The 12,304-nt window shown below is 71.0% G+C and carries 13 protein-coding genes; 1 reads left to right on the top strand and 12 read right to left on the bottom strand.

The features are described from left to right. Positions 1-60 precede the first annotated feature (60 nt). Positions 61-2,577 (bottom strand): ATP-dependent Clp protease ATP-binding subunit, encoded by a 2,517-nt coding sequence (locus tag GUY60_RS24820; RefSeq protein ID WP_161701542.1) that lies wholly within the window; start codon positions 2,575-2,577, stop codon positions 61-63. Between the two features lie 443 nt (positions 2,578-3,020). Between GUY60_RS24820 and GUY60_RS24815 the strand changes: the two genes are divergently transcribed. After that, positions 3,021-3,617 (top strand): SCO3374 family protein, encoded by a 597-nt coding sequence (locus tag GUY60_RS24815; protein WP_161701540.1) that lies wholly within the window; start codon positions 3,021-3,023, stop codon positions 3,615-3,617. On the opposite strand, the gene GUY60_RS24810 is transcribed toward GUY60_RS24815, so the two are convergent. From GUY60_RS24810 to GUY60_RS24760, 11 genes are all read right to left on the bottom strand, one after another. Then, on the bottom strand, positions 3,596-3,934 hold the full coding sequence (locus GUY60_RS24810; RefSeq protein ID WP_161701538.1) for a histone-like nucleoid-structuring protein Lsr2: 339 nt from the start codon (positions 3,932-3,934) through the stop codon (positions 3,596-3,598). The genes GUY60_RS24815 and GUY60_RS24810 overlap by 22 nt on opposite strands. A 232-nt stretch (positions 3,935-4,166) precedes the next feature. Then, entirely contained in the window at positions 4,167-4,709 is a 543-nt protein-coding gene (locus GUY60_RS24805) for an amino-acid N-acetyltransferase (protein ID WP_161701536.1), read from the bottom strand. Positions 4,710-4,718: 9 nt separating this feature from the next. Further along, positions 4,719-5,117, bottom strand: coding sequence for a BlaI/MecI/CopY family transcriptional regulator (locus GUY60_RS24800; protein ID WP_187370119.1), 399 nt, complete (start codon positions 5,115-5,117; stop codon positions 4,719-4,721). A 99-nt stretch (positions 5,118-5,216) separates the two neighbouring features. Continuing rightward, positions 5,217-5,408, bottom strand: coding sequence for a hypothetical protein (locus GUY60_RS24795; RefSeq protein WP_161701532.1), 192 nt, complete (start codon positions 5,406-5,408; stop codon positions 5,217-5,219). A 14-nt stretch (positions 5,409-5,422) separates the two neighbouring features. Beyond that, entirely contained in the window at positions 5,423-6,043 is a 621-nt protein-coding gene (locus GUY60_RS24790) for a hypothetical protein (protein ID WP_187370118.1), read from the bottom strand. Between the two features lie 162 nt (positions 6,044-6,205). Then, a complete protein-coding gene (locus tag GUY60_RS24785) occupies positions 6,206-7,003 on the bottom strand; it encodes a type III pantothenate kinase (RefSeq protein ID WP_161701530.1) in 798 nt (265 codons plus the stop codon). Further along, positions 7,003-8,013 carry a carboxylating nicotinate-nucleotide diphosphorylase gene (gene nadC / locus GUY60_RS24780; protein ID WP_161701528.1) on the bottom strand — a complete coding sequence of 337 codons (1,011 nt, stop codon included), beginning with the start codon at positions 8,011-8,013 and terminating at the stop codon, positions 7,003-7,005. The genes GUY60_RS24785 and nadC overlap by 1 nt, the downstream gene beginning before the upstream one ends. Before the next feature lie 5 nt (positions 8,014-8,018). After that, positions 8,019-9,752 (bottom strand): L-aspartate oxidase, encoded by a 1,734-nt coding sequence (locus GUY60_RS24775; protein ID WP_161701526.1) that lies wholly within the window; start codon positions 9,750-9,752, stop codon positions 8,019-8,021. Next, the gene (gene panC, locus GUY60_RS24770) at positions 9,749-10,849 is read right to left on the bottom strand and encodes a pantoate--beta-alanine ligase (RefSeq protein ID WP_161701524.1); all 1,101 of its coding nucleotides are present in this window, start codon (positions 10,847-10,849) and stop codon (positions 9,749-9,751) included. The genes GUY60_RS24775 and panC overlap by 4 nt, the downstream gene beginning before the upstream one ends. After that, positions 10,846-11,799, bottom strand: coding sequence for a Rossmann-like and DUF2520 domain-containing protein (locus tag GUY60_RS24765; protein WP_161701522.1), 954 nt, complete (start codon positions 11,797-11,799; stop codon positions 10,846-10,848). The genes panC and GUY60_RS24765 overlap by 4 nt, the downstream gene beginning before the upstream one ends. Before the next feature lie 226 nt (positions 11,800-12,025). Then, positions 12,026-12,304, bottom strand: a 279-nt coding sequence (locus tag GUY60_RS24760; RefSeq protein ID WP_376771320.1) for a hypothetical protein, incomplete at its 5' end; no start/stop codon positions are given.

The raw sequence follows: 12,304 nt of genomic DNA, 5'->3' as shown, positions 1-12,304 counted from the left end.
GCCCCGAACCGATGTGCTCGGTTCGGGGCCGACCCCTGACTGCGTACTGCCTGCGGCGGCTCAGCCCTTGCTCAGGTCCGGGCCGGATCCCGCGGACTCCACCGGAGGAACATCCGGCAGCGTCGACTTCTCTTCGCCGCGGAAGGTGAAGGTCTGCTGCTCGCCCTCGCCCTCCGTGTCGACGACCACGATGTGACCGGGGCGCAGCTCACCGAAGAGGATCTTCTCCGACAGGCTGTCCTCGACCTCGCGCTGGATCGTGCGACGCAGCGGCCGCGCGCCCAGGACCGGGTCGTAACCCTTCTTGGCGAGGAGCTCCTTCGCGGACTGGGAGAGCTCGATGCCCATGTCCCGGTCCTTGAGGCGCTCGTCGACCTTGTCGATCATCAGGTCGACGATCCGCAGGATGTCGGCCTGGCTGAGCTGCGGGAAGACGACGACGTCGTCGACACGGTTGAGGAACTCGGGCCGGAAGTGCTGCTTCAGCTCGTCCGAGACCTTGTTCTTCATGCGCTCGTAGTTGGTCTTCGTGTCGCCCTGCGCCGCGAAGCCCAGGTTGAAGCCCTTGGAGATGTCCCGGGTGCCGAGGTTGGTCGTCATGATGATGACCGTGTTCTTGAAGTCGACGACCCGGCCCTGGGAGTCGGTCAGACGACCGTCCTCCAGGATCTGCAGGAGCGAGTTGAAGATGTCCGGGTGGGCCTTCTCGACCTCGTCGAAGAGGACCACGGAGAACGGCTTGCGGCGCACCTTCTCGGTGAGCTGACCGCCCTCTTCGTACCCGACGTAGCCGGGAGGCGAGCCGAAGAGGCGCGAGACGGTGTGCTTCTCGCTGAACTCCGACATGTCGAGGGAGATCATCGCGTCCTCGTCGCCGAAGAGGAACTCGGCGAGCGCCTTGGACAGCTCGGTCTTACCGACACCGGACGGACCGGCGAAGATGAACGAGCCACCGGGACGCTTCGGGTCCTTCAGACCGGCACGCGTACGACGGATGGCCTTGGAGAGCGCCTTGACCGCGTCGGTCTGCCCGATGACGCGCTTGTGGAGCTCGTCCTCCATGCGCAGCAGACGCGAGGACTCCTCCTCGGTGAGCTTGAAGACCGGGATGCCGGTGGCGGTCGCGAGGACCTCGGCGATCAGATCGCCGTCGACCTCCGCGACGACGTCCATGTCGCCGGCCTTCCACTCCTTCTCCCGCTTGGCCTTCGCGGCGAGGAGCTGCTTCTCCTTGTCGCGCAGCGAAGCGGCCTTCTCGAAGTCCTGCGAGTCGATCGCGGACTCCTTGTCCCGGCGGACGCCGGCGATCTTCTCGTCGAACTCGCGGAGGTCCGGCGGCGCGGTCATCCGGCGGATGCGCATCCGGGAGCCGGCCTCGTCGATCAGGTCGATCGCCTTGTCCGGAAGGAAGCGGTCCGAGATGTACCGGTCGGCCAGGGTGGCGGCCTGGACCAGCGCTTCGTCGGTGATGGAGACGCGGTGATGCGCCTCGTACCGGTCGCGCAGGCCCTTGAGGATCTCGATGGTGTGCGGCAGCGACGGCTCCGCGACCTGGATGGGCTGGAAGCGGCGCTCGAGCGCGGCGTCCTTCTCCAGGTACTTGCGGTACTCGTCGAGCGTGGTGGCGCCGATGGTCTGGAGCTCACCGCGGGCCAGCATCGGCTTCAGGATCGAAGCGGCGTCGATGGCGCCCTCGGCGGCACCCGCACCCACGAGCGTGTGCAGCTCGTCGATGAACAGGATGATGTCGCCGCGGGTGCGGATCTCCTTGAGGACCTTCTTCAGGCGCTCCTCGAAGTCACCGCGGTAGCGGGAACCGGCGACGAGGGCACCGAGGTCGAGGGTGTAGAGGTGCTTGTCCTTGAGGGTCTCGGGCACCTCGCCCTTGACGATGGCCTGAGCGAGGCCCTCGACGACGGCGGTCTTGCCGACGCCGGGCTCACCGATCAGGACCGGGTTGTTCTTGGTGCGGCGCGACAGGACCTGCATCACGCGCTCGATCTCCTTCTCGCGCCCGATGACCGGGTCGAGCTTGGACTCACGAGCGGCCTGCGTCAGGTTGCGGCCGAACTGGTCGAGGACCAGGGACGTGGAGGGCGTGCCCTCGGCAGGACCGCCGGCGGTGGCGGTCTCCTTGCCCTGGTAGCCGGAGAGCAGCTGGATGACCTGCTGCCGCACCCGGTTGAGATCGGCACCCAGCTTCACGAGGACCTGGGCGGCGACGCCCTCGCCCTCGCGGATCAGGCCGAGCAGGATGTGCTCCGTGCCGATGTAGTTGTGGCCCAGCTGAAGGGCCTCGCGGAGCGAGAGCTCCAGGACCTTCTTGGCACGGGGGGTGAAGGGGATGTGCCCGGACGGAGCCTGCTGGCCCTGACCGATGATCTCCTCCACCTGCTGGCGGACCGCCTCGAGCGAAATCCCGAGGCTCTCCAGGGCCTTAGCGGCGACACCCTCACCCTCGTGGATCAGGCCCAGGAGGATGTGCTCGGTGCCGATGTAATTGTGGTTGAGCATCCGGGCTTCTTCCTGAGCCAGGACGACAACCCGCCGCGCGCGGTCGGTGAACCTCTCGAACATCGTTAATCGCTCCTCAGAGCGGTCAGGCAGTAAAGGGGTCGGTCCCCTCCCTGTCCTTCCGCAGCTTAGTCCCGCAAGCGGGGACCGCTCATTCCAACTGCCGACACCCGGCCCTACTTCCCGGGGGATCTCCTGCCTCGAACGCCGACATCCTCTCCAACCCGATGGTGCGAGACGATGTTCCCGCAGGCCAGGCAGTTACCCCCATCGCCAGTACGCCGATGGCGAACGTGAGACGCCCGAGCCCTGCGTGTCGCCCCTCCCCACTAGGAATGTCTTACCCGTACGGACTGACACTCCATGCGGCGCGCACCGGTTCCCTCCGCTACGGGCGAACACCCTTGCGCCTCAGAAGACTCCCGTACGCCCCCAATTCGGGCACTCCCCGCAGTCATGAGCACACGCTCCGTAACCCCGGACTTCCGGGGGGAGTTGCTCTGAGCATGTCGCCTACGGTTCCGCTCCCGCGCAAGCCGGTCGTCTCCACCGACCCGCTGCAGCAGTGGTACGAGAACGAGCTCGGCTGGGCGACCGCGAGCGGGCCCCCGGCTCAGTTGCTGACGGGGCTGCGCTTCGATGTCCTCGAGCTCCCCGCCGACGCGGGCTTCGCCGTGCTGCGGCGGCTCGGAACCGCGGTGCCCACCGGTCCGGTGGCACTGGCGGGGGACATCGTGCGACTGCTGGTCGCCGCGGGCAGCGCGGACGAACTGCCCGGACTGCTCGAGTGGCTCGAATGGGGCGGCCTCGCCCACGACCTGCGGGCCCTGGGGGCGGGCGGGCGGATCCCCGCGCCGCTGCCGCCCGGCTGGTCCGGCCCCCGGGAAGCCGCCGTGTGGCTGCGACCCCCCGGGCCGGGGTGCGAGGTGGAGCCGACCCTGCCGACCCTGTCGGCCCTCGCCGGTATCGGGAAGCGCTCGACAGCGTCCGACAGCGGCTGCGCCGTGGGCCCCGATCTCGTACGACTCGTGGAGTCGGCGGCTACCGAGTGCCACCGGCTCCGGTTGCTGCGCGCGAGCGCTCAGCCGTTGGCCTTCTCGTAGGCCTCACGGATCGAGGCGGGGACGCGGCCGCGGTCGTTGACCTCGTAGCCGTTCTCCTTGGCCCACGCGCGGATCTGCGCGGTGTTCTCGCTGCCACCGCCGGAAGCGGCGCGCGCCTTGCCACGACCGCCGGCAGCCCGGCCTCCGGTACGACGACCGCCCTTTACGTAGGCCTCGAGGAGACCCCGGAGCTTGTCCGCGTTGGCGGTGGTGAGGTCAATCTCGTACTGCTTGCCGTCCAGAGCGAACGTGACGGTCTCGTCCGCCTCGCCGCCGTCGAGGTCATCGACAAGAAGGACCTGAACCTTCTGTGCCACCGGATTTCCTTTCATCGATAACTTCAGGGACCGCTCTCCACGGCGCGCCCGCCGTTGTTTCCCGGACCCCGGTTATATGGAGTACGTCGAAAGCAAACCGCTTTCGCCGGAAAAACACAAACCCCCGGGGAGAGGTAGAGACCGCAAGAGCCCTTGAAACATGCGCGTTTCGGACATAGCAACCGCCCTGTCCAGCAACTGCGACGTACTGCCGGAAAAACTCGCGGCCCGGTCAGAGGTGCAGAAGCATCCGGCTGTTGCCCAAGGTGTTCGGTTTCACTCGTTCGAGACCGAGGAACTCCGCGACGCCTTCGTCATAGGACCGAAGCAGCTCGCTGTAGACATCTGTGTCGACCGGAGTCTCACCGATCTCGACGAACCCGTGCTTGGCGAAGAAGTCGACTTCGAAGGTGAGGCAGAAAACCCTGCGCACTCCGAGCCAGCGGGCGGTCTGGATCAACTTGCCGAGCAGTTGATGTCCCACTCCGGAACCCTTGACCTCGGAGTTCACCGCGAGAGTGCGGACTTCGGCGAGGTCTTCCCACATCACGTGCAGCGCCCCGCATCCGACGACCTGTGCGTTGTCGTCGCGTTCCGCCACCCAGAACTCCTGGATGTCCTCGTAAAGCGTCACCGTGGCTTTGTCGAGGAGGATCCGGTCGCCTGTGTACGAGTCGAGGAGGCTGCGCACCGTCGGGACATCGCTGGTTCGTGCCCGGCGGATGGTGACGGGTTTTGCTGGCGCTTCGGGATACGCGGGGATCTCTGCTGGCATGTCCGGACGCTATCGCCCTGTGCCACTCTCAGGCGCGCCGGGGTTCTCGGGTCCCTGGACCATGCGTACGGCGTCGTTGAGTGCTTCGCGTTGTTCCGGCGACATCATGCCGAAGAAGGCGACGAGTGCGGCTGCCGGGTTGTCGCTCTGGGACCAGGCGTCGTTCATCAGGGCGGCTGAGTAGGCGGCACGTGTGGAGACCGCCTCATATCGATAGGCGCGGCCTTCCGCTTCTCGCCGGACCCAGCCCTTCTGATGGAGATTGTCCAATACGGTCATGACCGTCGTGTAGGCGATGGACCGTTCCTGCTGGAGGTCTTCCAGGACTTCTCGAACCGTGACCGGGCGGTTCCACTTCCAAACCCTGGTCATGACGGCGTCTTCGAGTTCTCCCAAGGGGCGAGGCACACCAGAACAATAGTGGGAGTTGTCCCGATTTCGGGAACAAAAAGGGCGTACGGCTCGAAAATAAGTGAGCCGTACGCACCGGTTGAAGCTTCGGGAGGGTCAGGCGCCGCTGGTCTCCGGGGAGTTCTGCTGCGACTGCCGCACGTTCTCCGCGCGGGCCATCGCCGCGTCCACGGCGCCGTCTTCCTTGGCCTTGTTGGCGCCGCCCTGTGTCTTGACGATCGTGACGATCAGGGCGGTGAAGAAGGCCGCCATCACTACGGGGGGCAGGAGCGCGGAGACGTAGTCCATGCCCCCCAGAGTAGCTATCCGGCGGCGAGCTTCTGCGGCGGGGCGGCCGGATCGTCCGTACCGCCCGGCCCGGCCGGGCGGCGCTTCGGCGGGAAGACCTCCGCCGGCGTCGGCACCGGGCGGGACGGGGCCGGCCGCTGCGGCGCCGGTTTCTTCGGGTCCGCGGCCGGGTCGGCGTTCGCGGTGCGGCCGCCGGGCAGGGCAAGCAGGTGCGTGCGCGAGGCGGGTACGTGCCGGGTCACGGGCTTGGCTCGTACGTCCTGTTCGGCGAGGGCGCGGCAGCGGTCCAGGAGGGCCGCTGCGGCCGGGTTGCCGCGCAGCGCGCGCAGTGCGGCCAGGTCGTCCACCTCGGGGCGGTGGCCGGCGGCGAGGGCGTCGGCCAGGAGCCGCAGATAGCCGGCGGTCGTGCCCGGCAGTGCGGCGCGGTAGCGGCCGAGGTCGTCGAGGAGGAACTCGCGCAGGCGCTCGCTCTCGCTCACCGCCTCGTCGATGCCGTCGGCGAGGTCGAGGCAGTTCTGCACGTCCTCGGCGGTGGCCTTGCTGGGGTGGAGGGCGACGGCAAGGGCACGTCGGAGCACACGCAGCTCGTCTGCGCCGAACGCCATGCCGCCACGGGATCCGTATGGCGTGGGCATGGGCCGACGATACGCGCTAATCGGACAAAATCGACTAAACGCCATCGGGGCGGGCGCGGCGCCTCGCGGGGGCGGGCCCCGCTCGGGGCCCTGTCTTGCGTCCGGGGGCGGGCTGATTCTGCCCCGGGGCCGACATGTGGCCGGTCCCGGGGCAGGTGAGCGCTAGCTGCGCGAGACGTTGCGCTCGTGGACCAGGCGCAGGCCGATGAGGGTCAGCCAGGGCTCGTGCTCGTCGATCACCGTGGACTCGCCGAGGACCATTGGGGCGAGGCCGCCGGTGGCGATCACGGTGACGTCGTCGGGGTCGTCGGCCAGCTCGCGGGCCATGCGGTTGACCACGCCGTCGACCTGGCCCGCGAAGCCGTAGAGGATGCCGGACTGCATGGCCTCGACGGTGTTCTTGCCGATCACGCTGCGCGGGCGGGCCAGCTCGATCTTGCGGAGCTGGGCGCCGCGCACACCGAGGGCGTCGACGGAGATCTCGATGCCGGGTGCGATGGCGCCGCCCGCGTACTCACCGCGCGCGGAGACCGCGTCGAAGGTGGTCGCCGTGCCGAAGTCGACCACGATGGCCGGGCCGCCGTAGAGCTCGACGGCGGCGACCGCGTTGATGATGCGGTCGGCGCCGACCTCCTTGGGGTTGTCCATCAGGATCGGTACGCCGGTCTTGATGCCCGGTTCGACGAGTACCGCCGGGACGTCGCCGTAGTAGCGGCGGGTGACCTCGCGGAGCTCGTGCAGGACGGACGGGACCGTGGCGCAGATCGCGATGCCGTCGATGCCGTCACCGAGCTCCTCACCGAGCAGCGGGTGCATGCCCATCAGGCCGTTGAGCAGCACGGCGAGCTCGTCCGCGGTGCGACGGGCGTCGGTGGAGATGCGCCAGTGCTCGACGATCTCCTCGCCGTCGAACAGGCCGAGGACGGTGTGGGTGTTGCCCACATCGATGGTCAGCAGCATCAGACGGCCCCCGCCGCACCGCTGTCGGTCTCGCTGCCGGCCTCGCGCAGGTCGAGGCCGATGTCGAGGATGCGGGAGGAGTGCGTCAGGGCGCCCACGGCCAGGTAGTCGACGCCCGTCTCCGCGTACGCGCGCGCGTTGTGCAGGGCCAGGCGGCCGGAGGACTCCAGGATCGCGCGGCCGTCCACCAGCGCGACGGCCTCCTCGGTCTCGGCGGGCGTGAAGTTGTCCAGGAGGATCAGGTCGGCGCCCGCGTCGAGCACCTCGCGCAGCTGGTGCAGGGTGTCGACCTCCACCTCGATCGGTACGTCGGGGAAGCGGATCCGTACCGCCGCGAAGGCCTCGGCCACGCCGCCGGCCGCCACCACGTGGTTGTCCTTGACCAGGGCGGCGTCCGACAGGGACATGCGGTGGTTCACGCCGCCGCCGCAGCGCACCGCGTACTTCTCCAGGGCGCGCAGGCCCGGGGTGGTCTTGCGGGTGTCGCGGACCTTGGCCTTGGTGCCGTCCAGAACGTCCGCCCACGCGCGCGTGGCGGTGGCGATGCCGGAGAGGCGGCACAGGATGTTCAGGGCGCTGCGCTCGCCGGTGAGCAGGTCGCGGGTGCGCGTGGTGACGCTGAGCAGCTGCTGTCCCGCGCTCACGCGGTCGCCGTCCTCGACGTGCCGCTCCACCTCGAACGCGTCGGTGCAGACCACCGACAGGACCGCCTCGGCGACCCGCAGGCCCGCGACGACGCCGTCCTCGCGGGCGGTGAAGTCGGCGGTGGCCACGGCCCGTTCGGGGATCGTCGCGACCGTGGTGACGTCCACGCCGCCGTCGAGGTCCTCGGCGATGGCCATGTGCGCGATGTCCTCGACCAGGACCGGGTCGAGGCCCGCCGCGGCGAGCAGTTCGGCGAGCGCGGGGTCGAGGCCGCACTCCATGACGGACTCGTCGGCGTCGGCCGAACAGCCGCAGCCGTCGCCGCAGCCGCCGGATGCGGCGAGGGGAAGGTCGGGGGTGCTCACGTCGGTCACTGCTCCTGGGGAGGGGTCATGGGCGGCCGGGTCGGCGGGAAGTCCGCGGTCTCGGTGGGGTGCACCGCGAGGGTGCGGTCGGGTCGGAGGCGTACGACGAGGTGGCGGCGCCAGTGCTCGTCGTCGCGGTCGGCGTGGTCCTCGCGCCAGTGGCAGCCGCGGGTCTCCTCGCGGCGCAGGGCGGCGGCGACCAGTACGCGCGCGACGCACAGGAGGTTGCTGGCCTCCCAGGTGTCGGTGCCCGGTTCGGCGGTCTTGCCGTGCTCGTCGAGGTCCTCGCGCGCGGCCGCGTGGACGGCGTCGAGCGCCTCGGCGGCCCGGGTGAGGCTGGCGGCGGAACGCAGCACTCCGGCGCCCTCGGTCATGATCCGCTGGACGGCGAGGCGGGCCTCGGCGGGCAGCAGCGGGTGCGCCGGGGTCTCGGGGTGCGCCACCGGGGCGGGTTCGCGGCGCGCGGGGGTGTGGCGGGCGATGTCGTCGGCGATGCGCTCCGCGTAGACCAGGCCCTCCAGAAGGGAGTTGGAGGCCAGCCGGTTGGCGCCGTGGACGCCGGTGCAGGCGACCTCGCCGCAGGCGTAGAGCCCCGGCACCGTGGTGCGGCCGTGCCGGTCGGTGCGGATGCCGCCGGAGGCGTAGTGCGCGGCCGGGGCGACCGGGATGGGCTCGGTGACCGGGTCGATGCCGTGCGTGCGGCAGGCGGCGAGGATCGTCGGGAACCGGCTCGCCCACATCTCCGCGCCGAAGTGCCGGGCGTCCAGGTACATGTGTTCGGTGCCGTGCTCCAGCATGCGGCGCGTGATGCCCTTGGCCACGATGTCGCGCGGCGCCAGCTCGGCCAGTTCGTGCTGCCCCACCATGAAGCGCGTGCCGTCCGCGTCCACCAGGTGGGCGCCCTCGCCCCGTACCGCCTCGGAGACCAGGGGCTGTTGGCCCTCCGCGTCCGCGCCGAGGAACAGCACCGTGGGGTGGAACTGGACGAACTCCAGGTCGCTGACCTCGGCGCCCGCGCGCAGGGCCAGGGCCACACCGTCGCCGGTCGACACCGGGGGGTTGGTGGTCGCCGAGAAGACCTGGCCCATGCCGCCGGTGGCGAGCACCACCGCGCGCGCGTGGACGGCGCCCACGCCGTCGTGCTGGCCCTCGCCCATGACGTGCAGGGTGACGCCCGCGGCGCGGCCCTCGGCGTCCGTCAACAGGTCCAGTACGAGGGCGTTCTCGATGGTTTCGATGCCCCGCGCGCGTACCGCCTCGACCAGGGCCCGGGAGATCTCCGCGCCGGTGGCGTCGCCGCCCGCGTGCGCGATGCGGCGGCGGTGGTGGCCGCCCTCGCGGGTCAGCTCGATCTCGCCGCTGTCGGCGGTGTCGAAGTGGGCGCCCGTCGCGATCAGCCGGCGGACCGCGTCCGGCCCCTCGGTGACGAGGATGCGCACGGCCTCCTCGTCACACAGGCCCGCGCCTGCCACCAGGGTGTCGTCCAGGTGCTGTTCAGGGGTGTCGCCCTCGCCGAGCGCGGCCGCGATGCCGCCCTGCGCCCAGCGCGTGGAGCCGTCGTCCAGGCGCGCCTTGGTGACGACGACGGTACGCAGACCGCTCGCCGCGCAGCGCAGCGCCGCCGTAAGGCCGGCCACGCCGGAGCCGACCACGATCACGTCGGCCTCGCGGGCCCAGCCGGGGGCGGGGGCGTGCAGCCGTATGCCGGTGGGTGCGGTGGCGGTGTCGGTGGCGGTCATAGGGCTGCTCCGGGGGTGTGTCCGGGGGTGTACTGGTGCGTGCCCGACGTGCCCGACGTGGCGGACGCGTCAGGCGCTACGGGTCCGTCGGGCGCCGTGGTGGCGGGCTGGACGAAGGTCAGCGGGACGTTGTCGATCAGGCGGGTCGTGCCCACGCGGGCCGCGACCGCGAGCACCGCGTCGCCCGTGAAGCCGTCCGGGAGTTCGGTGAAGTCGCTCGGGTCGAGCAGCGCCAGGTAGTCCAGGGCGAGCGGAGGGTTCAGCCGGGCCGCGTCGTCGAGCACCGCGCGGGCGGCGGCGCGCACCGCGGCCGGGCAGCCGAGCGCCGCCTGGGACGCGGCGTGCGCGTCGGCGGCGGCGCGGGCCTCACCGAGCGCGGTCAGGGCCTCGACGCGCGCGCGTGAGGCGGGTGCCTGCTGTGCGCGCGCGTGCAGGGCCTGTTGGGCGGTGAGCCGGTCCGCGCCCGCGAACAGCGCGGTGGACAGGGCGAGCGCGGTCTGCCGCTCCGCCGCCGAGAGGTAGCGGTTGCGACTGGACAGGGCCAGGCCGTCGGACTCGCGCACGGTCGGTACGCCGACGATCTCGACCGGGAAGTTCAGATCGCGCACCATGCGCCGGATCAGGGCCAGTTGCTGGGCGTCCTTCTCGCCGTAGAGCGCGAGATCGGGGCGGGTGAGGTGCAGCAGCTTGGCGACGACGGTGAGCATGCCGTCGAAGTGGCCGGGGCGCACGGCGCCTTCCAGGCGCTCGCCCATCGGGCCCGCGCTGATCCGCACCTGCGGTTCGCCGCCCGGGTAGACCTCGTCGGCCGAGGGGGCGAACACCGCGTCCGCGCCCGCCTGTTCGGCCACCTTCAGGTCGGCTTCCAGGGTGCGCGGGTAGCGGTCGAGGTCTTCTCCGGCGCCGAACTGGAGGGGGTTCACGAAGACCGTGACGACCACCTGTCCTGCCGGTCCCGCCAGCTCGCGGGCGCGGCGGACCAGGGTGGCGTGGCCCTCGTGCAGGGCGCCCATCGTCATGACCACGGCGCGCTGACCGTCGTAGGACAGCTCCCGTAGTTCCTGTGCCGTGTGCAGCAGGCGTGTCGGCCGCGTCATCGTCCGCTCCCCTCCGTGCCGCCCTGCTGTCCGGTGCCGCCCTGCTGGGCCGCGCCGCTCGCCAGCACCCCGAGGAGGTCCTCCGCGAGCTCCGGCTTGAGCAGGCCGTGCGCCAGGGCGCGGTCGGCGGTGGCGCGGGCCATCGCCAGGTACCCGGCGACGGTGCCGGGGGCGTGCTTGCGGAGCTCCGCCACGTGCGCCGCGACCGTGCCCGCGTCACCGCGGGCCACCGGGCCCGTGAGCGCCGCGTCACCGGACCGCAGGGCGTTGTCGAGGGCCGCGCCGAGGAGCGGGCCGAGCATCCGGTCAGGGGCCGATACGCCCGCCTGGTGCAGCAGTTCCATGGCCTCGGCGACCAGGGTGACCAGGTGGTTCGCGCCCAGGGCGAGGGCCGCGTGGTAGAGCGGACGGTCCGATTCCGCGATCCACTCGGGCTCGCCGCCCATCTCGATGACCAGGGCCTCCGCGGCGAGCCGCAGCTCCTCTGGCGCCGTCACCCCGAACGAGCACCCGGCGAGCCGCTGCACGTCCACCGGGGTGCCGGTGAACGTCATCGCGGGGTGCAGCGCGAGCGGCAGCCCGCCGGCGCGCAGGGCGGGTTCGAGCACCCCCACGCCGTACCGCCCCGAGGTGTGCACGATGAGCTGGCCGGGGCGGAACGCGCCCGTCTCCGCGAGGCCTTCGACCAGGCCGGGCAGGGCGTCGTCGGGCACCGTCAGGAGGACGAGCTCGGCGCGCGCGAGGACCTCGGCGGGCGGCACGATCGGCACGTCGGGGAGGAGTGTCGTGGCCCTGCGCACCGAGGCGTCGGAGACGCCGGAGACGGCCACCGGGCGGTGTCCGGCGAGCTGCAGCGAGGCCGCGAGCGCGGGTCCGACCCGGCCCGCTCCGACCACGCCGACGGCCAGCCTGGCCGGTCGGTCCTTAGGGTCCGCTTGCGGTGTGTTCACTCGACGAGCGCCTTCCGTTCCAGTCCGCACGGGGTACCGGACGATTTCTCGTCATGCTAACGCGAGGGGGTCGCGCGGTCTCCAGCTGTCCACAGGCTGTGCGGTACGCGCGGGGCCCGCCGAACAGGTTGTCCACAGGCCGACGGTTGTCCACAGGCTGGGGAGCTCCGGATGCCCGTACGAGCCGGGTGCGGCCCGATCTGTGCAAAGCGTTCCGGCACGTACGTCAGTGCGCCGCCCTGCCCGCACCCGAGAAGCGGGCGATGAACCGGGCGAGGGCGAGGCGCAGGCGGCCGTGGGACGGGCGCTCGTGGACGACCGCGTCGAAGCGGCGGAAGTCGCGCAGCTCGCGCACCGCCTGCCAGTCGTTCCGGCCGGGAGCGGGCGGCTGGGCGGTGCCGTGCTGGGCTGCGCGGTAGGAGTCGAGCAGGTACTGCTGGGTGACGCTCATGACAGGTGGCCTCTCGGAACGTGGTGCGAAGGGGTGGGTGAGCAGGAAGGGGTG

This window comes from Streptomyces boluensis, from assembly GCF_009908195.1.
GTDB lineage: Bacteria > Actinomycetota > Actinomycetes > Streptomycetales > Streptomycetaceae > Streptomyces > Streptomyces boluensis.
The sequence above is the reverse complement of the archived record's forward strand: the minus strand, read 5'-3'. Positions and strand labels throughout refer to the sequence as shown.

Coding starts and splice junctions, on each gene's coding strand:
- GUY60_RS24820 (WP_161701542.1), bottom strand. CDS start 2,577: ATGTTCGAGAGGTTCACCGACCGCGCGCGGCGGGTTGTCGTCCTGGCT.
- GUY60_RS24815 (WP_161701540.1), top strand. CDS start 3,021: ATGTCGCCTACGGTTCCGCTCCCGCGCAAGCCGGTCGTCTCCACCGAC.
- GUY60_RS24805 (WP_161701536.1), bottom strand. CDS start 4,709: ATGCCAGCAGAGATCCCCGCGTATCCCGAAGCGCCAGCAAAACCCGTC.
- GUY60_RS24795 (WP_161701532.1), bottom strand. CDS start 5,408: ATGGACTACGTCTCCGCGCTCCTGCCCCCCGTAGTGATGGCGGCCTTC.
- GUY60_RS24790 (WP_187370118.1), bottom strand. CDS start 6,043: ATGCCCACGCCATACGGATCCCGTGGCGGCATGGCGTTCGGCGCAGAC.
- GUY60_RS24785 (WP_161701530.1), bottom strand. CDS start 7,003: ATGCTGCTGACCATCGATGTGGGCAACACCCACACCGTCCTCGGCCTG.
- GUY60_RS24775 (WP_161701526.1), bottom strand. CDS start 9,752: ATGACCGCCACCGACACCGCCACCGCACCCACCGGCATACGGCTGCAC.
- panC (WP_161701524.1), bottom strand. CDS start 10,849: ATGACGCGGCCGACACGCCTGCTGCACACGGCACAGGAACTACGGGAG.